The sequence below is a fragment of the Lentzea nigeriaca genome, assembly GCF_016907955.1.
GTDB lineage: Bacteria > Actinomycetota > Actinomycetes > Mycobacteriales > Pseudonocardiaceae > Lentzea > Lentzea nigeriaca.
Genome location: NZ_JAFBCX010000004.1, coordinates 619,638 through 643,211, shown reverse-complemented (window position 1 = coordinate 643,211; position 23,574 = coordinate 619,638). Strand labels below are relative to the sequence as shown.

General features: G+C 68.4%; 12 protein-coding genes. 6 read left to right on the top strand and 6 right to left on the bottom strand.

Features of this window, described 5'->3' with window-relative positions; genetic code table 11:
* Positions 1-117 precede the first annotated feature (117 nt).
* The 3 genes from JOD27_RS17490 to eccE form a co-directional block, all read right to left on the bottom strand.
* Positions 118-1,680, bottom strand: coding sequence for a S8 family peptidase (locus tag JOD27_RS17490; protein ID WP_204763277.1), 1,563 nt, complete (start codon positions 1,678-1,680; stop codon positions 118-120).
* 220 nt (positions 1,681-1,900) lie between these two features.
* A complete protein-coding gene (locus JOD27_RS17485) occupies positions 1,901-2,626 on the bottom strand; it encodes a hypothetical protein (RefSeq protein ID WP_204763276.1) in 726 nt (241 codons plus the stop codon).
* Positions 2,623-3,837: a type VII secretion protein EccE gene (gene eccE / locus JOD27_RS17480; protein WP_372441705.1), complete on the bottom strand. Its 1,215-nt coding sequence runs from the start codon at positions 3,835-3,837 to the stop codon at positions 2,623-2,625. The genes JOD27_RS17485 and eccE overlap by 4 nt, the downstream gene beginning before the upstream one ends.
* Before the next feature lie 264 nt (positions 3,838-4,101).
* Here eccE and eccB point away from each other — a divergent pair, with 264 nt between their 5' ends.
* The 3 genes from eccB (at position 4,102) to JOD27_RS17465 (ending at position 7,207) form a co-directional block, all read left to right on the top strand.
* Entirely contained in the window at positions 4,102-5,715 is a 1,614-nt protein-coding gene (gene eccB, locus JOD27_RS17475) for a type VII secretion protein EccB (protein ID WP_204763274.1), read from the top strand.
* Positions 5,716-5,792: 77 nt separating this feature from the next.
* Positions 5,793-6,110, top strand: a complete 318-nt coding sequence (locus JOD27_RS17470) for a type VII secretion target (protein WP_204763273.1) — start codon at positions 5,793-5,795, stop codon at positions 6,108-6,110.
* 11 nt (positions 6,111-6,121) lie between these two features.
* Positions 6,122-7,207 carry a WXG100 family type VII secretion target gene (locus tag JOD27_RS17465; RefSeq protein WP_204763272.1) on the top strand — a complete coding sequence of 362 codons (1,086 nt, stop codon included), beginning with the start codon at positions 6,122-6,124 and terminating at the stop codon, positions 7,205-7,207.
* 69 nt (positions 7,208-7,276) lie between these two features.
* On the opposite strand, the gene mycP is transcribed toward JOD27_RS17465, so the two are convergent.
* On the bottom strand, positions 7,277-8,677 hold the full coding sequence (mycP, locus tag JOD27_RS17460) for a type VII secretion-associated serine protease mycosin (RefSeq protein WP_239567181.1): 1,401 nt from the start codon (positions 8,675-8,677) through the stop codon (positions 7,277-7,279).
* Between the two features lie 8 nt (positions 8,678-8,685).
* Positions 8,686-10,089: a type VII secretion integral membrane protein EccD gene (eccD, locus tag JOD27_RS17455; RefSeq protein WP_204763270.1), complete on the bottom strand. Its 1,404-nt coding sequence runs from the start codon at positions 10,087-10,089 to the stop codon at positions 8,686-8,688.
* Positions 10,090-10,323: 234 nt separating this feature from the next.
* Here eccD and eccCa point away from each other — a divergent pair, with 234 nt between their 5' ends.
* The 3 genes from eccCa (at position 10,324) to JOD27_RS17440 (ending at position 20,675) form a co-directional block, all read left to right on the top strand.
* Positions 10,324-14,334, top strand: a complete 4,011-nt coding sequence (gene eccCa / locus JOD27_RS17450; RefSeq protein WP_204763269.1) for a type VII secretion protein EccCa — start codon at positions 10,324-10,326, stop codon at positions 14,332-14,334.
* 772 nt (positions 14,335-15,106) lie between these two features.
* A complete protein-coding gene (locus JOD27_RS17445; RefSeq protein WP_204763268.1) occupies positions 15,107-17,821 on the top strand; it encodes an AfsR/SARP family transcriptional regulator in 2,715 nt (904 codons plus the stop codon).
* A 19-nt stretch (positions 17,822-17,840) separates the two neighbouring features.
* A complete protein-coding gene (locus tag JOD27_RS17440) occupies positions 17,841-20,675 on the top strand; it encodes an AfsR/SARP family transcriptional regulator (protein ID WP_204763267.1) in 2,835 nt (944 codons plus the stop codon).
* A gap of 129 nt (positions 20,676-20,804) precedes the next feature.
* Here JOD27_RS17440 and JOD27_RS17435 read toward each other — a convergent pair whose 3' ends face one another.
* A complete protein-coding gene (locus tag JOD27_RS17435; RefSeq protein ID WP_204763266.1) occupies positions 20,805-23,537 on the bottom strand; it encodes an AfsR/SARP family transcriptional regulator in 2,733 nt (910 codons plus the stop codon).
* Positions 23,538-23,574 lie beyond the last annotated feature (37 nt).

Sequence of the window (23,574 nt, the reverse complement as noted above, 5' to 3'; positions counted from 1 at the left end):
GGTCGCGGGGGAGCCTGAATCCAAGGGGACGCCTGCGTGAGCCTGCGCTGCGGCTTGGCGTGGAAAGGGAGGAGCCCCCGGCGGGGGGACCGGGGGCTCCGGGGGTGGAGTGGTGGATCAGATGTCGAGGGTCCAGGAGTCGATCGTGCCCGTGTCCTGGCGGTAGAGGTCGCGGACTCGTAGTTGCCAGGTGCCGTTGGCGTCCTCAGTGGACACATTGACGTTGTAGGTGGCGTTGATGTCGTCGGCGCTGTCGCTGCCGTTCGAGACCTTCAGGGTCTTCACCGCGCCGGACGGGGTGATCAGGGCCAGTTCCAGGTCGCCTCGGTAGGTGTGCTTGATGGCCACCTTCACGGTGCCGGTGGCGCTGGCCTTGCCGTTGCAGTCGGCGATGGTGATGGACGAGGTCACGGACGAGGCGTCCGGGATGGCCATGTCGGTGTCGTTGGTGACGGCCGGGCACTGGCCCGGCGGGTTGCCGGGGGCCGTGCCGGTGATGTGCAGGAGCTTGTTCGGGGAGCCGGTGCCTGGGCTGGTGACCACGTCGGAGGTGGCGTTGTCCACCAGGGCGTCGCGGACCTGCTGCGGTGTGGCCGTGGGGGACGAGCCCAGGTACACCGCTGCCGCGCCCACCACGTGCGGGGTGGCCATCGAGGTGCCGCTGATGGTGTTGGTGGCGTTGTCGTCGGTCAGCCAGGCGCTCGTGATGTCGCGGCCTGGGGCGAAGATGTCCAGGCAAGTGCCGATGTTGGAGTACGACGAGCGGGCGTCGGTGCGGTCGGTGGAGCCGACCGTGATGGCTTCCGGGGTGCGGGCCGGCGAGGTGTTGCAGGCGTTGGCGCCGCTGTCGTTGCCTGCGGCCAGGCCGTAGGTGACGCCTGCTGCGATGGAGCGCTTTACGGCCGCGTCGACGGTGTCGTTGGCGCCGCCGCCGAGGGACATGTTGGCCACGGCGGGCTTGTTGGCCGGGTTGTTGGTGACCTGTTCGGTCACCCAGTCGATGCCGGCGATGACGCCTGCGAAGGTGCCGGAGCCGCTGCAGTTCAGGACTCGGACGCCTACCAGCTTCACGTCCTTGGCGACGCCGTACTTCGTGCCGCCGACGGTGCCGGAGACGTGGGTACCGTGGCCGTGGCAGTCGGTGGCATCGTTGTCGTTGTCGACCGTGTCGCGGCCGGAGACGGCGCGGCCGCCGAAGTCGCTGTGGCTGAAGCGGATGCCCGTGTCGATGATGTAGGCGGTGACGCCCGCGCCGCGGTTCGGGTAGGTGTAGCTGTTGTCCAGCGGGAGGGCTTGCTGGTCGATGCGGTCGAGGCCCCAGGACGGGGTCGGGGTCTGCGTGTCCGTCAGGTGGACCTCGGCGTCCTGCTCGACGTAGGCGACGGCCGGGTCGGCGGCCAGGCGCTTGGCCTGGGCCTCGGACATCTGGGCGGAGAAACCGCGCAGAGCGGACCTGTAGGAGTGCTTCACCTGTGCGCTGTACTTGGCGCTGATGTTCTCGACGCTCGCGGTGCTGATGTCCTTCAGCACGACGATGTAGTTGTCCTTGACCGCGTTGGACGCACCGAGGTTCCGAATCTCCCCCTCGGGCGCAGCGGTGGCGGAGACGGACGTCAACGCGAGCGCGGTGCCCGCCACCAGTCCGATTCCAGCCGCTCGTCTGAGCCACGATTCACCCATAGCAGCGTGCTCCCTCGTCGCAGGGTGGTGCAGTGAGAGTTTTCTTAGTGGCGCAGACGGATTTCGCACAAGAAGGTCCACGAAACTGCCATCGAATGGCGAATCCACAGATTTGCGGGCCCTGTGAATTAGTTGGTGCCGCTGAGCTATGGACAAAACAATTGCGCCCCGAACGGTTCAACCGTCCGGGGCGCAGGTTTCGCCTATTTTGTCGAGCGTCTCAATCGCCTCGGCGCACCGCTCCGAGGATCTGCTGCTCGGCCGGGGTCGTGTACAGGCGCAGGTGTGCCCACATGTCCTGGCCCATGGCGATCACCTGGTCGTCCTTCAGCTGCGTCAGCTGCTGGAACATCTGCGGCCGCAGGCGCCACATCTGACCGGCGAGTTGCGCCTGGCCCATCGGAAGGCGCTGCAGAAGCACGAGGTCCGCGTTGTTCGCCGTCGACGTGGCCTGCGGGTGCAGGTACGGCAGGACGTACATCGTGGTCTGCCACGGGGCGCGTGGCGGGAACAGCTCCTGCGGGACGTGGCCGCCGTCGTGGATCACGAGCAGCGGCATGTCCTCGGTCGGGCGCGGCAGGTCGGCCGGTGAGAGGCGGCGCAGCTGCACCAGTTGGGACGGACGGCCGTCCGGGCCCTGGCCCGCCGCGCGCACGACCGGCTGCCAGGCCTGGGGGCGGCCCGTCGCGATGATGATGAACGCGCCGGTCGCCATGGCCCGCAACGCGATCTGGCGAGCCAGGTACAGGCCGCCGACGACCACCATGCGGGTCGGCGTGGGGCGCAGCACGGACACCGTGAGCGGTTCGCCCTTGACGCCCTGGCCGAGCATCATGCCGCCGCGGTCGCCGCTCGGGCTGACCACGTCGAGCATGGTCGGCGACACCAGGAACTCCGGTGCCACCCCGTCGCGGCCGCGCGCGTCGAGCAGACGGGACGAGCTCATGCCACACCTCCCAGCGGCAGCGTCGCGGCGAGGCCGGCGAGCTGCATGCCCCGCAACGGGGTCAGCGTGATGTCGAGGTTGTCGCTCAGCTTCTCCAGCTGGTTCTCGGCGCGGTCGAGCTCGCTCGGCGTGCGGGCGCTCACCCGCACCAGGCCGCGCAGCGAGACCTGACCGTCCTCACGGGACGGTGAGATCGACATCGCCAGCGTGGAGGACAGCGCGCGCACGCCCGTGAGCGAGTTCAGGCTGCCCCGCAAGCCCTTCGACGGCCAGCCGGTGATCGCGTAGCTCGCGTGACCGACGCCACCCGCGGTGACGCCCGACCACTTCTCCCGCAGCGACACGGGGTTCGTGTTGCCGACGGCCGCGGTCAGCTCGGCCGACGAGATCGCCGCGCGCAGCAGCTCGTCCGAGTCGAGCGGGCGGATCGCCACGCCCGCGGACTCCAACGCGTTGCGGACGCGGGACAACGCGCCGATCAACGCGCGGTGGGCGCCGACGACGCCGCCGCCACGCTCCCTGATCGCCTCACCGCAGCGGCGCGGGTCGAGCCGCACCGTGATCCACGTGGTGCGCCGGGCAGCCGCGGGCATCGAGCCGAGCACTTCCATGTACGAGCTGATCGCCGGCGAGTTCGGCGGAAGCGCCGCGCTGCCGGGGTAGCAGTGCCAGATGACGGTGATCGCGTCCAGGACGACACCGCGGTCCTCCAGGCACGGCGCCAGCGCGCCGAGCGGGAGCGACGGGGCCGAGCCGACCGCGGAGATCAGCGGCGGGGTCGGGTCGACCAGCAGCACCGCCGTCCACACGCCGTCGTGCCACGACAGCGCGAGCGGGCGGCGTTCGTGGTCCACGCCCTTCGCGATCACCAGGTCCGGGATCGCGAGGCGCAGCAACGCGACGCGCGGGTCCTCCGGGCCGAGCACCTGCATCTCGTCGTCACCGGGCTTGGACTCCTGGGGCGCGACGCGCTTCGCGGTCCGGCTGTGCGACCGGAAGGCGTAGCGCAGCCGGACACCGATCCACTGGGTGAGCCAACGACCCCGCGATCGGGTGAACGCCAGGATCAGTGCGATCAACAGCACACCGCCGGCGATCGACACCGACACGACGTTGAGCGCGCCGGCCGAGTTCTTCACGCCCATGAGGGTGAGAACGAGGAGAGCGATGGCGAGACCGATCTCGATCGTGACTACGTTCGAGACGGGCAAAGAGCCGAGGCTGACTCCGGCAGCTCTGCGCCGGACACGCCCGACAGGACGTGGGGGCACAGGTGCCTGCGGGCCAGGACCCCCAGGTCCCTGCGGCCGCGCCATCCCTGGGTTCGGCCGGGGCGGATGTGGAGTGGTCACGGACATCCGTTGTGGTCTCTTTCCCCTCGATGGTCGGTGGGCTTGGCGAACCGGCCCACGGAGCAACCTGCGTCCGGCTATCCTGCCGAACCGTACCGCGACTGGGAGAGCAGCGAGCCGAGAATGGCATCAACACCCACCACCAAGTCACACGTCGAGGCCTACCAATTCGTCCTGCGGCGGATGCAGTCCGCACTGGTCCGCAGAGACGCGGTGATGCTGCATGACCCCATGCGCAGCCACTCGCGTGCGACAGCGGTCGGTGTGGTCCTGGGCGTTGTCGGTCTGCTCGGCTTCCTGGTGTACGGGCTTTTCAGCCCTGCGCCACGACTGGACGACCAGACGCAGATCGCCATCAGCAAGGAGACCGGGCAGGTCTACGTCGTTGACGCTTCGCCGAAGCGCCTGATCCCGATGACGAACCTGGCTTCGGCTCGGCTGCTCTGGTACTCGCGCAACAACCCCGACCAGCAGGCCGGTGGCGGCGACGCGCCCGGCGGCGTCGCGAACAGCGGGCAGCCCCAGGTCGCGGGCGGCGAGCCGAAGCTCGTGAGCGAGGCGACACTGGCCGGACTGCCGCGCGGCCGCCTCACCGGTCTGCCGGACGCGCCGGACGTGTTGCCGAAGCAGGAACTCCGCATCGATGCGCAGTGGTCGGTCTGCGACGCGCTCGCCCTGGACAAGTTCCGCGAGGACCAGGCGGCGGAGAACCAGATCAAGACCTCCGTGATCGCCGGTGTGAGCGGCGGCAACCCGGAGCTGGGCGACGAAGCCGTGCTCGTGCAGCAGCGCACGGGCGCCAAGAAGGCGTACCTGATCTACAAGAAGCCGCAGCAGCTGAAGGACATCTCGTCCTCGACGGTCCGCGCCGAGGTGGACCTGAAGAACGACAAGGCGCTCAACGCCCTCAACCTGAAGGGCAAGACCCCGCGCGCGATCAGCACGGCGTTGCTGAACGCGATCCCCGAGGTCGCCCCGCTGAGCGCGCCGATCATCCCGAACCAGGGCAAGAAGGCGACCTACGTCACCGAGGCGAACGTCAACATCGGTGAGCTCGTCGAGGTCGAGCGCGCCGCCGGAACCGAGTCCATGGTGGCGCTGGAGGATGGTTTCCAGACCGTCGACGAGACCGTCGCCGACCTGCTGCGCTGGGCGTACTCGAACAACAAGCAGGCGATCAAGCTCTCGCCGAGCGCCATCGCGGACCACAAGGACCCGGCGAAGCCGCTCAAGCTCGACTCGTACCCGGCCAAGATCCCGACCACGCTCGAGGCGAACGCCAACAACACCGTGGTGTGCCTCGGATGGAAGGCCGAGAACTACGGCGCGGAGAACCCGTCCGAGCACACGTCGGTGACGATCGGCTCCAAGCTGCCCGGCCCGAAGGAGATGACTCCGGTCGAGCTGAACGCGGCGGGCGCCGGCGGCGAGATCGTCGACCAGTTCCTGATGCTGCCCGGCAAGCAGGCGGTCGTGCGGGCGAGTCAGAGCGTCGGCGACTACGGCACGGGCCCGGCGCAGATCGTCACGGGACGCGGTGTCCGCTACGGCATCCCGGACGCAGGCACCGCGGCGGCACTGGGGCTGGACGGCACGTTCCCGCCGGCACCGAACCAGATCCTGAGCCTGTTGCCGATGGGACCGCAGCTCAACAAGAACGAGGCCAACCGCAGCTTCGACGCGATCACCCCGGCCCAGAAGGGCACGATCAAGGATCCGCAGCAGACCCAGAAGTAGAAGTAGCGGAACCGTTCCGGGTGCATCATCGTCGGATTTGCGACGAATGCACCCGGACGTGTCTTTAGGGGGACGGTGTGGCCGGTCGGATTTCCGTTGATCCGGAGTGGTTGGAGTCGTACGCCGACCGGATCGACGGCACGACGGACGATCTGCGGCGGGTGCGGGACGCCATGAAGGTGTCGCCGCTGCGCCCCGAGTCGTTCGGCGAGATCGGCAAGTCGCTGGGCAACTCCCAGGGTTACGCGCGTGCGGCCGAACTGCTCAACTCGCAGCTGGCCCGCGCCTGCGACACGCTCGACGCGGCCGCCAAGGGCCTGCACGCGGTCGCGAAGCAGCACGGGCATCACGACGACGAGGCGTTGCAGGCCATCAAGAAGGCTGATCGGCGGTAGGTGAGGCTGTGGTGACCAGGAACGGCACAGACGGCAGGCAGATCGCGGCCGAGGTCGGTCCCGAGCTCGACTACCTCTCGCGGGTGAGCCGGAAGCTCGGTGTCGTGGACCTCGTGCACGACTTCTTCGACCCGCTCGTGGGCGACTGGAACGACCTGCGCGAGGAGTCCGAACGCTGGCGCAAGGCCGCGAAGGTGACCGAGGCGGTCACCAAGCACGTGGCGGCACCGCTGGGCGGCGTCGACGCGCGGTGGCAGGGCAAGGACGCCGACGCGTTCATCGAGCACATGCGCAAGGTCGGCCTCGCGGGCGGCGACATGTCCGACGCGATGAACGTGATGGCGGACGCGCTGGAGGAGACCGCGGACGGCGTTCGCGACATCGTGCAGGACATGGCGCACGTGCTCGCCGACGCCGCAGACTCGGTGTCCGGCACGGCGGCTCTTCCTCTGGAGGGCGACCAGCGCGCGATCAAGCACATCGAGGAGCTCAAGGAGCCGGTCCGCGAGCTGCACGAGTCCGCGCGGCAGGTGCTCGAGGCGTTTCTCAAGCTGTGCGAAGGGGTTTCCGGCGACAGCGGCAACTTCGGCGACGTGCGGATGGAACACAAGTACCCCGACAAGGACTGGACCTACACGGCTCCGGCCAAGCCGGAGGCGAAGACGACCCCGGAACCGGCGAAGGTCTCCGCCACGGCCGCCGCGAGCTCCGGCGGCGGTATGCCGTCGACCGGTGGCGGCAGCGTCGGCGCGGGAGGCGTTGGTTCGGTCGGTGCGCCGGCCGCGTCCGCCGGGCACCCGCAGCAGATGCAGTTCGGAGGCGCCACAGGCGTTTCTGAGCAGCCTCCGCCCGTGGAGAAGGGCGGGGCAGCGGCCCAGGCCGTCGCGGCCGCTGGTGGACGTCCTGGGGGCGCGCCAGGCGGTGCCGGGATGATGGGCGGCGGCATGATGGGCGGCGGAATGATGGGCGGCATGGGTGGCGGTCAGCAGGGCGGCGACAAGGAGCACAAGTCGAAGCAGCGGCTCACCGGCTCGATCGACGACCTGCTCGGCAAGCCCAAGAAGGCCGCGCCGAAGGTGATCGGCGACGACGACTGAACGTCGCCGGAGACAACGAGAACGGCCCCGCCGGTGACAATCACCAGCGGGGCCGCCGTGTTTCGCGGGCTAGGCCTGTTTACCGCGTTTCCGGCTGAGCGAGTTGCGCACGAACAACGTCAGCATCAGCAGCGCGCCACCGAGACCGATGCCCGACAGCGCAACGATGATCGGCGGCCAGTCCACCCTGGGCGGCGGCGTGACGGACGTGGCGATGTCCTTCGGCTGCGGCTTCTGGAAGCCCTTCGCCTCCGACGGCAGCACCGCGGTGAGCGCCGCCACCGGGTTGATCATGCCGTAGCCGACCTTGTTGTCCTTTCCGGACACGTTGCCGGGGTGCAGGGCCGTGGCCTTGAGCCGGTTCATCACCTCGCGGGCCTTGAGGTCGGGGAACCTCTCGCGCACCAGCGCGGTGATGCCCGCGACGTACGGCGAGGCGAAGCTGGTGCCCTTGATGTCCGTCGTGCCCTGGGCGGTGACGTTCGCGTTCGTCAGGCCGGTGCCCTTGGGGTCGACGGAGATGATCTCCTCACCCGGCGCCGCGATGCTGACCCACGGACCCCAGACGCTGAACGACGAAACAGCGCCCGAGCGGGCGATCGACGCCACCGACAGCACGTCGTCGGCGAACCACGCCGGCGACGAGATCGAGTTCACGGTGTTCGGGTCGAGGTTGTTGTTCTGCTCGGGACATCCGGTGCCCTGATCGCTCAGGTTGCCGGCCGCCGTGACGATCACCACGTCCTTGACGTCGACCGCCCACCTGATCGCGGCCTGCAGGGCCTGGTCGTCCGCGCTGAAACCCTTGGGCTTGCCGCAGTTCGTCAGCGAGATGTTGATGACCTTGGCATTCATGGTCGCCGCACGGACGATCGCCATCGCCAGGGTGCTGACCTTGCCGGCGGAGGCGCGCTTCTCGTTGTTCGCGTCGCCCTTGAACTCGTACCGGTCACTGGTCTGGCGGATCGCCAGGATCTCCGCTTCCGGTGCGGCGCCGATGAAGTCACCTTCGGTCTTGGCCGCCGCGGCGACACCGGCGACCTCGGTGCCGTGGCCGTCGCAGTCGTCGATGCCGTTCTTGTTGTCGACGTAGTCGCCGCCGGGGACGACCCGGTTGCCGAAGCGCGGGTTGCGCGGGTCGACGCCCGTGTCGATGATCGCGATCCGGACGCCCTTGCCCTTGGCGAACCTGTGCGCCTGATCCAGGTTCAGGTTGACCTGGCCCCAGGGCATGTACTTGATCAGTTCGCTCTTGGTGTCGGATTCGACGCAACCCTTGTTGTTGCGCTCGTACTTGACGTCCGGTCCACCCTTGTCCTGCGGCGGACCGACGTTCGGTGGCAGGTCCGGTGGGACCGAGTTCGGTTTGGCCGCTGCCGGTGCTGACGAGGACGGCTGCGCGGAGGCGTGCGGCAACGCCCCCGTCAGCAGCAGCAGTCCGGCGGTCGCCACCGCCGTGGTGCGCCTCATGCCCGTCCTCATACGTTGATCAGGCCCCGGAACACGGCGTACAGGTCCATCACCGCGAGCGCCAGCGGCACCACCGCGGCGATGAGGATCGCTTCGATGATGTCGACGGTGCGACGCAGCGGCGGCGAGAACTTCTGGCCGGGGAACACGACTCCGAGCACCAGCGCGGCCGCGCCGAGGATCAGCAGCGTCCCGAACACGAAGACGATGCGGTTGAACTCGTTCGACTCGATCAGCCAGCCGAGCAGGATGCCTGCGCTCGCGACCATGCCGGTCGACAGCAGTGCCACGGCCTGCGCGCCGTTCGCGTACGCCCGGCCGCGCATCATCAGCACGATCGCGACGGCGACGCCGTAGATCGGGCCCCAGATCGTGTCAGAGGACGCGGCGACGATGGCGCCCAGCGCGGCCACGACACCGGTTCCGATGATCATGCCGGTCAGGTACTCGTGCGCGACGGCGGTGCGGCGCTCGATGACGGCGAACTCCGGGAAACCGGTGTCCTCCTTCAGGTCCTCCGCGTTCGTCGGTACGACGGGCGGCGGGATCTTGGCCAGCTGCAGCGTGATCCTCGGCAGCATCGACAGCGCGGCGAGTGCCACTGCGCCGGTCGCGGCCGCCACACCGGCGAGCGGGTGGTCGACGAACGTCGCGACGAGGAACGCGAGCGCCACGAGCGTGCCGCCGGTCGCCGCGGCGATGAACACCGTGATGCCGTGGCCGATCAGCAGGATCCCGCCCCAGGCGAAGATCATCAGCAGTGCCGAGCCGAGCAGCATCTTCGGGTTGAAGTCGACACCGGGCACCGCGTGGAAGCCCGCGACGAACGCCATCGGCAGCGAACCGCACGCGGCGATCAGCACACCCGTCGACGCCGCCCGGTACGCGCGCGCGATGGTCGCGCCCGTCGCCAGCGCGGCGATGGCCGCGACACCCGCGGCGATCGCGGCAGCGAGACCGCTGCCCTTGCCGCCGAGCATCACCGGAGCGGACAGGAACAGGGCGACCGCCGCGCCGATCAACGCGAGCGCGCCCGCGATGTGACCGAACTTCTGCGCGGTTTCCTTGGTCCACGGCCGGAACGAGTCCGGGTCCGACTCCGCGATCGCGTCGACGACATCGTCGTACAGCGGCGGCGGAGGATTCTCGTTGCGGCGGCGCAACTGCAGCAGTTCGCCGTCGACGACGCCGAGCGACGCGAGCGTGCGCGCCGGGTCCAGCGGGCTGTCGCCGAGCTTCGCGAGGCACCAGCCGCCGTGCCGGACACCACCGTCCGGAGTGGCCTCTCTCGCCATGTCCAGCAGCATCGGCAGGAGATCGGCCACCGCCACGTCGGCAGGCAGCGCGACGTCGATACGCGTTCGAGGTGCCACCACCGTGACACGGCTGAACACCGTCGTACCGGTCGCCACCAGGGCCCCCTAAGTCAGATCAGCGTGTGCAAAACAATGTGCCCGACCCTATTGGTCCACTCGGACGCGCGCCGGGCGGCCCTAGTATGGCCGCACCGACGGCCTTCGCACGTGGTGTTCGCGGGAACACGTCCGACTGGGTTTTTTCCCGACCCACCTTCGTGGCGCGCGCAGATGCGCAATAGTGTCGGTTGCTACTGGTGGCGTAACGAGAGTCGAAGAGGTGCCTGTCAGTTGAGCACGCTGCAGTTCAAGCGAACGGCACGCCTTGCTGCTCCCCGGCCTCCTGGCGGTGAGGTGCACCTCGAGCCGCCACCCGAGGTTCCCCGGATCATCCCCGGCAACATCATGATGAAGGCGATGCCCGTCGTGATGATCATCGCGTCCGTCGGCATGATGGCGATGATGTTCGTGTACTCGAACAAGCAGCCCGCCGCGATGATCATGCCCGGCATGATGATGATCTCGACCATCGGCATGATGGCGGGAGGCATGGGCTCCGGCAAGGGCCAGAAGAAAGCCGAGATGAACGAGGACCGCAAGGACTACCTGCGGTACCTCGGCCAGATGCGCGACCGTGCCCGCGAGGCGGCCGACGAGCAGCGTGCCGAGCGCGAGTGGGTTCACCCCGACCCGCAGATGCTGTGGTCGCTCGCCACCACCCGGCGCATGTGGGAACGCCGTCAGAACGACCCCGACTTCTGCCACCTGCGCGCAGGACGTGGTTCGCAGCGCCTCGCCACCCGACTGGTGCCGCCGCAGACCGGTCCGGTCGAGGAGCTGGAGCCGATCGCGACGCTGGCGCTGCGCCGGTTCGTGCGCGCCCACTCGCTCGTGCCCGACCTGCCGATCTCGATCGCACTGCGCGGTTTCGCCGCGGTCGGTCTGCTCGGCGACATGGAGGACCGCCGCGACCTCGCGCGTGCCCTCATCGCCCAGCTCGTCACCTTCCACGCGCCCGACGACCTGCTGATCGCGATCGTCAGCGCGGGCCGCACCAAGCAGTTGTGGGAGTGGGCGAAGTGGCTGCCGCACGTGCAGCACCCCACCGACATCGACGGCATCGGCCAGCGCCGCATGATGGCGAACTCGCTCGCCGAGATCGAGGCGATGCTGGACGAGAACCTGCGCGACCGGCAGCGGTTCACCCGCAACGCCCCGCCGCCGCCCGACCAGCCGCACATCGTGATCGTCATCGACGACGGCGACATCAGCCGCGAAGAGATGATCATCCTGGAGGAGGGTCTGGTCGGCGTCACGCTGCTGGACCTGTCCGAGTGCCTCGGCAACCTCACGGCCCGCCGCGGTCTGCGCCTTGTGGTTGAGAACAACCAACTCGGTGCCCGTTCCGCGAGCGGTGTCGAGTGGTTCGGCGCGCCGGACCGCCTGTCGGTCGTCGAGGCGGAGGCGCTGGCCCGCAGGCTCTCGCCGTACCGCATGGGCGCCGCCGGTGACGTCGGCGGCGACGGCGGCGAAGACCCGTTGGCGATGAACAACAACCCGCCGCTGCTCGAGTTCATGGGCATCCCCGGCGACCCGATGACGTTCGACGTGCAGCAGGCGTGGCGGCCGCGGCCCAAGCGCGACCGCTACCGCATCCCGTTCGGCATCGGTGAGCACGGCCAGCAGGTCGAGCTCGACATCAAGGAAGCCGCCGAGGACGGCATGGGCCCGCACGGCCTGTGCATCGGCGCGACCGGTTCCGGTAAGTCGGAGTTCCTCCGCACACTGGTGCTCGGTCTGCTGGCCTCGCACTCGTCGACGGCGCTCAACATGATCCTCGTCGACTTCAAGGGTGGTGCGACGTTCCTCGGTCTGGACAAGGCGCCGCACGTCGCCGCGACGATCACCAACCTCGCCGGCGACCTCACCCTGGTCGACCGCATGAAGGACGCCATCGCGGGTGAGGTGTCGCGTCGTCAGGAAGTTCTGGCGAAGGGCAACTACAAGAACGTCTGGGACTACGAGAAGGCCCGTGAGAACGGCGCCCAGCTCGACCCGCTGCCCGCGCTCTTCATCTGCATCGACGAGTTCTCCGAGATGCTGACGGCGAAGCCGGACTTCATCGACATCTTCCTCCAGATCGGTCGTGTCGGCCGGTCGCTGCAGATGCACATGCTCCTCGCGTCGCAGCGACTCGAGGAAGGCAAGCTGCGCGGTCTGGACACGTTCCTCTCGTACCGGATCGGTCTGAAGACGTTCAACGCGGCGGAGTCGCGCGCGGCGATCGGTGTGCCGGACGCCTACGAGCTGCCGCCCATCCCGGGCTCGGGTTACCTGAGCGTCCAGGGCATGCCGCTGACGAGGTTCAAGGCGCTCTACGTGTCGGGTACCTACCGGCCGTCGGGCATGCAGTCCGCCGGTGAGTCGGTGGCGGTCCGCAGCGACAAGCGCCCGCGGTTCTTCGTGCCGGACTTCATCGAGATCCCGAAGGAGCCGGAGCGGCCGATCGAGCCGGTCAAGGTCGAGGAGAAGAAGGAAGACGCGAACGAGCCGACCCAGCTCGAGCTCATCGTCGACCGCCTCGTCGGCCAGGGCCCGCCCGCGCACGAGGTGTGGCTGCCGCCGCTCAACGAGCCGCCGACGATGGACACGATGCTGCCGCCGCTCGACGTGACGCCGGACCGCGGCCTCACCTCGCCCGGCTACGCGGCCAACAGCACGTTGCAGATCCCGGTCGGCGTGGTCGACAAGCCGTTCGAACAGCGCCGCGACCTGCTGTGGGCGGACTTCTCCGGTGCCGCCGGTCACGGTGCTGTCGTCGGTGGCCCGCAGTCGGGCAAGTCCACACTGCTCAGGACGATCATCGCGTCGACGTCGCTCACGCACACCCCGGAAGAGGTGCAGTTCTACTGCATCGACCTCGGTGGTGGAACGCTCGCGTCGATGGAGGACATGCCGCACGTCGGTGGCTTCGCCGGCCGTCTCGACGTCGACAAGGTCCGCCGCATGGTGGCCGAGCTCCAGACCCTGATCACCGAGCGCGAACTGCGCTGGCGCGACCAGCGCATCGACTCGATGGTCGAGTTCCGCAACCGCAAGCGCCGCGGTGAGATCAAGGACGACGCCTTCGGCGACGCGTTCCTGATCGTGGACGGCTGGATGAACTTCCGCCAGGAGTTCGAGATGGTCGAGCCGCAGGTCCAGGCGCTGGCCGCGCAGGGTCTGTCCTACGGCGTGCACGTGATCATCGCTGCCAACCGGTGGGCGGAGATCCGGCCGGCGATGAAGGACCTCCTGGGTACGCGGTTCGAGCTGCGCCTCGGTGACCCGAGCGAGTCGGAGATCGACCGCAAGGTCGCGGTCAACGTCCCGCCCGGTCGTCCCGGTCGCGGTCTCACCGGTGACAAACTGCACTTCCTCACCGGTCTGCCGCGCATCGACACCTCGCAGGACCCGACCACGATCTCGGCGGGTGTCCAGGACCTCAGCGCCAAGCTCAACCAGGCGTGGCAGGGCCCGCGTGCCCCGCAGGTCCGGATGCTGCCGGACCTCCTGGACTACGCGCAGTTCATGGCACAGGTCCAGCAGGTCAACCCGAACCGCGGCCACCTCGTCCCGGTGGGTGTGAACGAGGACGAGCTCGCGCCGGTCTACATGGACTTCGACGCGGACCCGCACTTCTTCGCGCTGGCCGACGGCGAGGCGGGCAAGACGAACATCCTGCGCACGATCGTCCGCGGCATCATGACGAGCTACACCTCCTCGGAGGCGTTGATCCTGCTCGCGGACTTCCGCCGCACGATGCTCGGCTTCATCGACACCGACCACCTGCTGACCTACGCGGTGTCGGCGACCCAGCTCACGCAGAACGTCCAGGAGGTCCGCGGCTCGCTCGTCAAGCGCATGCCCGGCCCGGACGTCACCCAGGAACAGCTCAAGAACCGCTCCTGGTGGACCGGTCCCGAGGTGTTCGTCGTGGTCGACGACTACGACCTGGTCGCTCCGCAGGGTGGTGCGAACCCGCTGCAGCCGCTGGCCGAGTTCATCCCGCAGGCCAAGGACGTCGGTCTGCACATCATCCTGGCCCGCCGCATGGGTGGTGCGTCCCGCGCGATGTACGACCCGGTGATGGGCAAGCTGAAGGAGATCTCGGCGCCGGTCTTCGTGGGTTCCGGTTCGAAGGAGGAGGGCAACATCATCGGCAACCTGAAGCCGTCGTTCCAGCCTCCCGGCCGGGGCACCATGGTGACCCGCAAGCACGGTCAGCAGCGCATGCAGTTCGCCTGGATCTCGCCCGACTAGTTCGCGCGTCCTCGTGGGTGGTCTCGCCGTTCGGCGGGGCCACCCACTTTTTTCGGGAGCTGTTGCCCGCCAACGTGAAAGGGCCCGCAGCTGACGCCGCGGGCCCACTCAGGTAGCAGGGGTTCTACCTGCTTCCCCCCATTGCCGGACCCGGATCCGGTGCGGTCAAGAGGGAGGAGACCGCACCGGACGGGCTTCTTCGGAGGTTCCCCCAGGTCTTGTCAGACCTCCGTCGATCCGGTGATGAGAACTCTGCCGCACGCCTCTCTCGCGCCGCTCACGCATCGATGACATCCGCTGTCGTGGCGGCGTCAGTGTGGTTTCCGGGAAAAGAAAAAGGGCCCGCGGCTGACGCCGCGGGCCCACCGAACAGCAGGGGACTGTCCGGTTCCCCCATGACCGGATCTCCTCCTCGGCCGATCCACTGGGGAGGTTCGGCCGTCTCGGAGCCCCGACGATCGTGACACCCCCCTAAACCTCGTTGTCACTCTCGTCGTCCGGCTGATCACTACTTTGCCCTGCCTCGCTCACACTTCGGTCACACCCGGTCCACGCCACCCAAACCCCTGAAATACGCAGGAAGCCGGCCCCGCCGCGGTGAAGAGGGAGGTAACCGCGGCGGAACCGGCCAGTCTGGATGGTCCTGCTGTGCAACTGACGAGCGGTGCTGGTGGCCCCCCAGGTACTTCGCCACCAGCACCGCTGCGGAGAACTCTGCCCGAGGCCGCTCACACTTTGCTCACACTGCGATCACCGCGTGTCTACACTGCCGGTGACCTGGAGGGATCGTGTGATCGTCGAGTACCGCGTGCTGGGGCCGTTGGAGGTGCTGCTCGACGGCGAACCGGTGGCCGTGCCCGCCGGGCGATGCCATCTGCTGCTGGCAGCGTTGCTGTTGCGCCCCAACCAGTTGATGACGATCGACGAACTGGTCGAGCGGCTCTGGGACGGTGGTCCGCCGAACACCGATCGAGCGCACAAGACGTTGCAGATGGTCGTGCGGCGGCTGCGGGTCGCGCTGGGCGAGGCGGACTGCGTGCGGACCAGGACCGGCGGTTACGCGGCCGTGGTGGAGCCCGATCAGTTGGACCTGTTGCGGTTTCGCGCGCTCGCCGGGTCCGGTGACTTCGGTGCGGCGTCGGCGTTGTGGCGCGGTGCGGTGCTCGGCAACGTCACGTCGGACGTCCTGCACCGCGAGGACGTGCCGCGGCTGGTCGACGAGCGGCTCACGGTGCTGGAGCGTCGCATCGACGCCGATCTGGACGCCGGGCTCTCCGGTGAGCTGGTGGCGGAGCTGCGGTCGCTGGTCACCGATCACCCGTTGCGGGAACCGTTCTGGCGGCACCTGATGCTCGCGCTGTACCGGTCGGGCCAGCAGGCCGAGGCGCTGAACGCCTACCAGGAGCTGCGGACCAAGCTCGCCGACGAGCTGGGCGTCGATCCCGGTCGCGCACTGCAGGAACTGCACCAGCAGATCCTGCGTGCCGAGGTGGCTCCCGGCAGGCGTCAGCACGTGCCACGTCAGCTCCCGGCCGGTGTGCGGACCTTCGTGGGCCGCGCGGACGAGCTCGCGGCCCTCGACAAGGCGGCGGGTGTCACGGTCGTGCACGGCGTCGGTGGCGTCGGCAAGACCGCGCTGGTGTTGCGGTGGGCCCGTGATGTGCGCGAGGACTACCCGGACGGCGACCTCTACGTGAACCTGCGCGGGTTCGACCCCGAGGTCCAGCCCGTCGACCCCGCCGCCGCGGCCGAGATGTTGCTCGTCGGCCTGGGCGTCGACGAGATCCCGGCCGGCGCGGACGCCCGTTTCGCGTTGCTGCGCACCACGTTGGTCAACCGGCGGATGCTGCTCCTGCTCGACAACGCCGCGTCGGCGCGCCAAGTCCTCCCGCTGCTGCCCGGCGCGGCCGGGGTGCGGGTGCTGATCACCAGCCGCAACCAGCTCCGCGCGCTCGTCTCACAGCACGACGCCACGGCGATCAGCTTGCGGCAGTTGGAGTTCGACGACGCGCGGTCGCTGCTCGCTGTCGTCCTCGCCGGCGAGAGGCTCGACGCCGAACCCGAGGCCGCGCGCGAGATCGTCGAACGGTGCGCGGGGTTGCCGTTGGCACTGCGGGTTTTCGCCGAACGGGTGGCGCGCTTCCCGGATGTGTCTCTGCAGGAGTTCGTGACAGAGCTGCGTGAGGAGCGGCTCGACGCGTTCAGCGACTTCTACGACGTGGACGTCCGCGCGGTGTTCTCGTGGTCGTATCGGGCGTTGGACGACGAGTCGGCGCGGATGTTCCGGTTGCTGTCGGTGCATCCCGGTCAGGACTTCGACGTGAGCGCGGCTGCCGCGCTGGCTGGGGTGTCGGTGGCGCAGGCGCGCAGGTTGCTGGAGCGGCTGGTCGCTGACGCTCTGGTGCAGTCGCGTTCACCTGGGCGCTATTTCCTGCACGACCTGTTGCGCGCCTACGCGACCGAGCTGTGCGGTGATGACGAGGCGGCTGCGCTGCGGATGACCGAGTGGTACGTCCACACCCTCGAAAACGCTGCCCTGGTGGAGAACCCGACCGCGTTGGTGCGGGCGGACGAGGTGACGTCGGGTGTGGTGCCGCAGGAGTTCTCCGCGCGGTTCGACGCGATGGTGTGGGTCAGGCAGGAGTGGGGCAACCTCCGCGCCGTTATGCACGCGGCCGTCGCACGCGGGTGGGAACGGCTCGCTCTGCTGATCCCCACCCACCTGGAGAGGTATCTGGTCTACAACCGGCCGCGCTTGTCGGAGGCGGTTGAGATGTTCGAGGCGGCTCAGACCTTCGGAACCGCCCGCGAGCAGGGATTCCTGTTGCTGAAGCTCGCCAGCCTCTACCACGAGGTGAGTAGGTTAGATGACTCGCTGACCTGCTTCGACGACGCGCTGACGTTTGTGCGCGAGGCAGGTGAACGAACTGCCGAGGTGGCCGGATTGAACAACCAGGCGGTCCTCTACATGGGTCTTGGACGTTTGGACGAGGCGCTGGATAACTCACGCCGAGCGACCGCAATTGCTGCCGAGCTGGAGCACGGGTACTTCGAAGGCAGCGCTCGCTCCAATGCGAGCCTCGCACTGACCTTGCTCGGCCGGCACGAGGAGGCTCTGGTGGAGGTCGAAAGCGCGGTCCCCCTCGTCGCTGAACTCGGCGACGAGTATCTGACAGGGCGCGTGCAGATGTTGCACGGCAAAGCGCTTTGCGCACTCGGCCGGTTCGAAGATGCGATCGGCCAACTCGAAGCCGCTGTCGCAGCCATGGCCAAGTTCGGTGACGCCGCCAACGAGGCCGAGGCGCTCAAGGATCTGGGTACCGCACTGGTGGGGCTGCACCAGCGTGAAAAGGCCGTTGCAGCGTGGCGACACGCCATCGATCTTTGGCGCGATCTTGGTGACGTGCGGATGGAAAGGCTTGCCGAACGGTTGGCCGAGCTTGAGGCGCAACCGGACAAACCTGTGAGTGGGTGTCACACTCGTTGACCTGGGTGGAAGGGAGATCATGAGCGTCGAGTTCCGCGTGCTCGGTCCCCTCGAAGTGCTGCTCGACGGGGAGCCGGTGACCGTCCCCGCCGGCCGCGGCCGGGTCCTGCTGGCGACGTTGTTGTTGCGCCCCAACCAGTTCGTGTCGGTGGACGAGTTGGTCGACCGGTTGTGGGACGGCGATCCGCCCACTGTGGACCGTGCGCACAAGACGTTGCAGACGACAGTGCTGCGACTGCGGCAGGCTCTCGGCGCAGCGAACTGCGTGCGCACGACCCCCGGCGGCTACCTGTCCGAGGTCCGGCAGGACGAGCTGGACCTGTTGCGGTTCCGCGCGTTGGTGAAGGCCGGCGACTTCGCCTCGGCTGCGGAGCTGTGGCGTGGTCCGGCGTTGGCGAACGTGGCGTCCGACGCGCTGCACCGCGACGACGTGCCGCGCCTGGAAGCCGAACGTCTCGACGCTCTCGAACGCCGGATCGACGCCGATCTGGAACGGGGCAGGGCGAGCGGCATCGTCGCCGAGCTGATCGAGCTGACCCAGCAACACCCTCTGCGGGAACGGTTCTGGGCACAGCGGATGTCCGCGCTCTCCCGGTCGGGACGGCAGGCGGAGGCGTTCGAGAGCTACCGCGAGATCACGACGCTGCTGGCAGACGAGCTGGGAGTGGACCCGTCGGCGGAGTTGCGCGAGCTGCACCTCGCGCTGCTCAACGGCGAAACCGACAGCCCCCAGCGCAAGGCGCTCTGCCAGCTGCCGCCCGACACCGCCGGTTTCGTGGGCCGCGCGGACCTGTTGCGCAAGGTCGAGGAGAGGCTCACGGCTCCCGGTGTTCCGGTGGTGGTCCTGTCCGGTGCTCCCGGCGTCGGCAAGAGCGCGTTCACGATCAAGGCCGCTCACCGGCTTCGTGATCGGTTTCCCGACGGTCAGCTCTTCGCGCGGCTCAACGGCGCAGGCGGTGACCCACGCGAACCGGTGGAGGTGCTCGCCGAGCTGCTGGTGGCCCTGGACGTGCACGCGTCCGCCGTCCCGGACGGCCTGGAGGCGCGCAGTGCCGCCTTCCGCGCCCAGCTGGCCGACCGCAGGATGCTGGTGGTGCTGGACGACGCCGCCGGGTCCGACCAGGTCAGGCCACTGCTGCCGGGCACGGCGGGCTGTGCGGTGCTGATCAGCAGCAGGCACCAGCTGGTCCAGGTCGACGGCGCGCAGAGCCTGCGGGTGCCTCCGCTCGGCGTTGACGACGGAATCGCGTTGCTTTCCAACGTTCTCGGTGCGCAGCGGGCCGGCACCGACAAGGCCGCGGTCGCCGAGATCGTCGGTGCGTGCGGTGGCCTCCCGCTCGCGTTGAGGGTCGCGGGAGCACGGCTGGCCGCGCGCGAATCGTTGCCGCTGAGGTCCTTGGCCCGCCGGCTGTCCGACGAACGTCACCGCCTGGACGAGTTGACCATGGGCGACCTCGAGGTCCGGGCGACGTTCGGACCGAGCTACGAAGCGCTGCCGCCCGACGCGGCCACGGCGTTCCGCAGGCTCGGCCTGCTCGGGGCGACGGACGTGGCCTCCTGGACGGTGGGCGTGCTGGCGGGCGGTGACGGCGAGCGGCTCGTCGAACGGCTCGTTGAGGCGAACCTGCTCGACGAGGTCGGCCTCGACGCGACCGGCGAACCCCGCTACCGCCTGCACGACCTGCTCGCGGTGTACGCGGCCGAACTGGTGCGCGCGGAGGACGAGCAGGTCGTGGCTGCGGCCATGCGCGCCTACGTCGACCTCCTGCTGACCATCGTCGACGTGGCGGTCGAGGACTGGACCGGAGGGGACGAGCTGCCGATGCGGCCCATCGTCCCTTCCACCGCGCTGGACCGCGCCGAGATCGAGCGGCTGGCGGCCAACGGCGAGGGCTTCCTGGTCTCCGAGATGGTCAACATCGAGCGCGCGATCACGTACTGCCTGCGGGAGAACTGGGTTCAGGACGCGGCCAACCTCGTCGACCGCGCGTTCCTCTTCCTCGACGTCTACTACTCCCACGACCGGGTCCTGCAGCTGCGCGAACTCCTCAAGGAAGCGGCGTTCTCCGACGGCGAGGAGCTCATCGCGTGGCGATCGCAGCTCGATCTGGTGGCCCCGCGAATCACACGCGGCGTCACCGAGGAACAACTCGCCGAGCTTTCGCGATGTGCCGACGCGTTCGAAGCCATGGACGCGCAGGCGGAACTCGCCGCGTCACTCGGCAGCCTGACCTACTACACGATGGTCCTCACCGGGCAGCCGCAGGTGGCGCTCGCCGAACGCGCGGTGGCCGCGGGCCGGGCGAGCGGCGTGCGGAACCTGCGAACGAGCACCCTGCGTGAACTCGGCACGATGCTCGCGACCGAAGGGCGCTACGCGGAGTCGATGCGCGTCATGGACGAGGCGCTCGCGATCACCAGGGACGCGAACGGCCCCCTGAACGAGGTGGCGTTGCTGCTCAGCAGGATCGCGTCGAGCGCGCTGACCCACGCCGACCTCGACCGGGCGAGGTCGGCGAGCCGCGAGGCGCTGAACCTGACGACGAAGCTCGACGACACCCGCGGCATCGCCTACTGCACCACCCTGGTGGCCCAGGTCGACCTCGCCTTGGGCGACGCCGGCCTCGCGCTGACCGGCGCGGAGAAAGCCCTTTCCTCCTTCGAGGGACTAGGTGAGCTGCGAGGCGCGGTGCGCGCGGTGGCCGTAGTCGTCGAGGCGACGCTCGCACTCGGCCTGCACGCCAAGGCGATCGACGTGGCCACCGCCGCCCTGGAGAATTACGTCGGTGCGGGCGATTCCGATGCTGAGGAACGACTGCGGGCCGCGCTCGCGGAGGCCCGTAGAAAGGCGTGATCGGTGACCGTCGGGTTCCGGACGAGCCGATCGGCCGGTTGTGGGACGGCGAACCGCCGACGGTCGACCGCGCCCACAAGACGTTGCAGATGGTAGTCACCGAAGTGGGGTGAACGTCCTGCAGGGCACCTAGCTCGCTTCGATCTCCTGTAGAACGCGTCGAGCCTTCTCCGCCAAGCCCTGGCCACCACGTTCCGCGAGTTCCAACGCCTCGCGAGCGTACGACAGCGCCGCCTGCCGCTCTCCGACGTGGTTGAGGATCTCAGCACCCTGGGACAGGATCTCCGCCTTCTCCCGAACGCCGGCGTGAGCGAGGGCACCGGAGGCGAAGATGTCGCGGTAGGTCTGCGGTGCTTTGTCCAGATCACCCAACCCGGCATACGCCTGTGCGAGCGTGTCACGCGTACTTGGTGATTGCAGGGCCAGCTGTTCTTGCAAGGCGAGCGCTTCCTTCGCAACCTCGACAGCCTCGGAGAAATCGCCCTTGCAGACGAGCGTCCACGCGAGGCTGTTCATGGACATCGACATGCCCCTGTCGTTGCCGACGCGCCGCCACTGCTCGATGGACGCCCGGTAGTACCGCAACGCCTCGTCATGACATCCCTGCCACAGATAAGTGCTCGCGAGTTCAGCCTGGCTGACGGCGATGCCCCGCTCATGGTCGATCTCTTGCCGAATACGGAGCGCCTCGTGTAACACGCGAAGAGCTTCCTCGTACTCATGCATGTTCTTGCGTGCCACGCCGAGCGAATGCAGTGCGATGGCTTCCGCGTACCGGTTTCGCAACTGCCGGGCGGCTTCAAGGGCAATGTTGTCGAGGCGGAGAATGTCTTCAGTGGACCCGTGGAGGTGGAGGTAGCCCCACATCCCGCTCACGATCTGCCACGCGTGTTCGAGATACCGCTCGTTCAATGCGAACTCGCACAGCTCCACTAGCAGGTCGTACTCGCGTCGGCACCAGGCGAGAGCATCGTCCCTGTCCTCGAACGGTACCGCCTCAACCACTGGATCGCGTTCAGTCAGCGGCAATACGTTGCGGACCGGGCGGATGACGTCGTAGGCCCGGTCCACAGTGTGCAAGTGGTGGTCGAGGAACCGCACGACTGAGGATCGTCGCTGCTCGTCGGATTCCTCGGTCAGTGCGCGTTCGCGGGCGTGCAGCCTGAGCAAGTCGTGCTGGGAGAACCGTTGGGGCGCATGCTCCTCGACGAGATGAGCCCGTGCCAGCGCACGCAACAGCTTCAGCGCCCTCGCGCTCGGCACACCCAGCAGCGCGCCGGCGGACATCGGCGTGAAGTCGGCACGCGGTACCAGTCCGAGCACACGGAACATCCGTTGTTCTTCCGGCGCGAGTGTCTTGTATGACAAGTCGAACGCGGACCTGACCGCCGCTTCCCGGTCGTCGCCGATCTCCAGCTCCGCCAGTCGATCTCCGCTGTCGAGCTGGTCCACGAGCTCCCGCACCTGGAGATGCGGTTCGCCCGCGAGCAACGACGCGGCGATGCGCAAGGCCAGCGGCAGGCACGCGCACAACCTGGCGAGCTCAGCGGTGGCTTCGGGTTCCGCCTGGGTGCGGTGCACGCCGATCACGTTTTCCAGCAGCTGTACCGCTTCGCTGAGCGGCAGCACACCCAGCTTCAGGACCTTCGCGTCGTTCAACGCGACCAGGCCGCGCAGGTCGGACCTGCTCGTGATCACGGCAACCGAGCGGCTGCCCGCAGGCAGCAGCGGCCGCACCTGCTCCGCAGTGCGCGCGTTGTCGAGGAGTACCAGGACGCGGCGGTCGGCGAGCAACGACCGATACACGCCGATGCGCTCCTCGGTCTCGTCGGGAATCTCGTTCTTGGAGCGACCGAGCGCACGCAGCAGCTGGCCGAGCGCGTCGTGCGGTGTCAGCGGCTCCGCGCGGTCGTAGCCGCGCAGGTTCACCACGAGCTGCCCGTCAGGGAACCGATCCCGCACGCGATGCGCCCAGTGCACAGCGAGTGCTGTTTTCCCGACACCGGCTGAACCCGTGATCGCCGAGATCACCACCGCCTGCCCGGCGGTGCCAGTCGGCAGCAGCGTGTCCAGCCGGACGAGGTCATCGGTGCGTCCGGTGAAGCGCGTGAGATCCGACGGCAGCTGTCGAGGCACCACGACGTCGCGTCGCAACGTGCTCAGCGTCGGCTCAGCCCGCAAGATCGACTGGTGGAGGTCCCGCAGCAGCACACCGGGGTCGATCCCCAGCTCGTTCGCCAGCAAGTCGCTGACCTGGCGGAACGCGGCCAATGCGGCAGCCTGCTGGTCTGAGCGGTACAGCGCGATCATGAGCTGCGCCCAGAACCGCTCGCGTAGCGGGTGCTCGGACGTCAGTGCGCGCAGTTCCGGCACCAGTTCGATCGCTCGGCCGGCGTCCAAGTCTTGCTCGATACGTCTTTCCAGCACGACGAGGCGTTCCTCCACGAGCTGCGGCACTTCCTCACGGTGCAAGGCGTCGGATGCGACATTTTTGAGGAGCGGGCCACGCCACCACTCCAGCGCAGCGTGGGGGTCACTGTCCGCCAGCGAGCGGAAGTGCAACAGATCGAGGTTTTCAACCTTGGCGAGATAGCCGTTCGTGGTGGTGGAGACGCAGTTTGCTGGGCCAAGCGCCTGCCTCAGTCGGGTGACCGTCATCTGCAACGTCTTCGCCGCGCGGTCGATGGACGGGGGCGATCCGTCCCACAGACGCTCCACGAGCTCGTCGACCGATACGAACTGGTTAGGCCGCAACAGCAACGTGGCGAGCAGCACACGTCCCTTGCCGGCCGGGACGACGATCGGTTTGCCGTTGAAGAGCACCTCCAACGGCCCCAGCACGCGATATACCGCCCCCAGCACGCTTAGAAGTCTATGGCCGCCGGGCAACTGGGGCGCC

What these genes read in the sequence shown, in the direction of transcription:
- JOD27_RS17440 (WP_204763267.1), top strand. Translation starts at nt 17,841, where the DNA reads ATGAGCGTCGAGTTCCGCGTGCTCGGTCCCCTCGAAGTGCTGCTCGAC.
- mycP (WP_239567181.1), bottom strand. Translation starts at nt 8,677, where the DNA reads ATGAGGCGCACCACGGCGGTGGCGACCGCCGGACTGCTGCTGCTGACG.
- JOD27_RS17490 (WP_204763277.1), bottom strand. Translation starts at nt 1,680, where the DNA reads ATGGGTGAATCGTGGCTCAGACGAGCGGCTGGAATCGGACTGGTGGCG.
- JOD27_RS17485 (WP_204763276.1), bottom strand. Translation starts at nt 2,626, where the DNA reads ATGAGCTCGTCCCGTCTGCTCGACGCGCGCGGCCGCGACGGGGTGGCA.
- eccB (WP_204763274.1), top strand. Translation starts at nt 4,102, where the DNA reads ATGGCATCAACACCCACCACCAAGTCACACGTCGAGGCCTACCAATTC.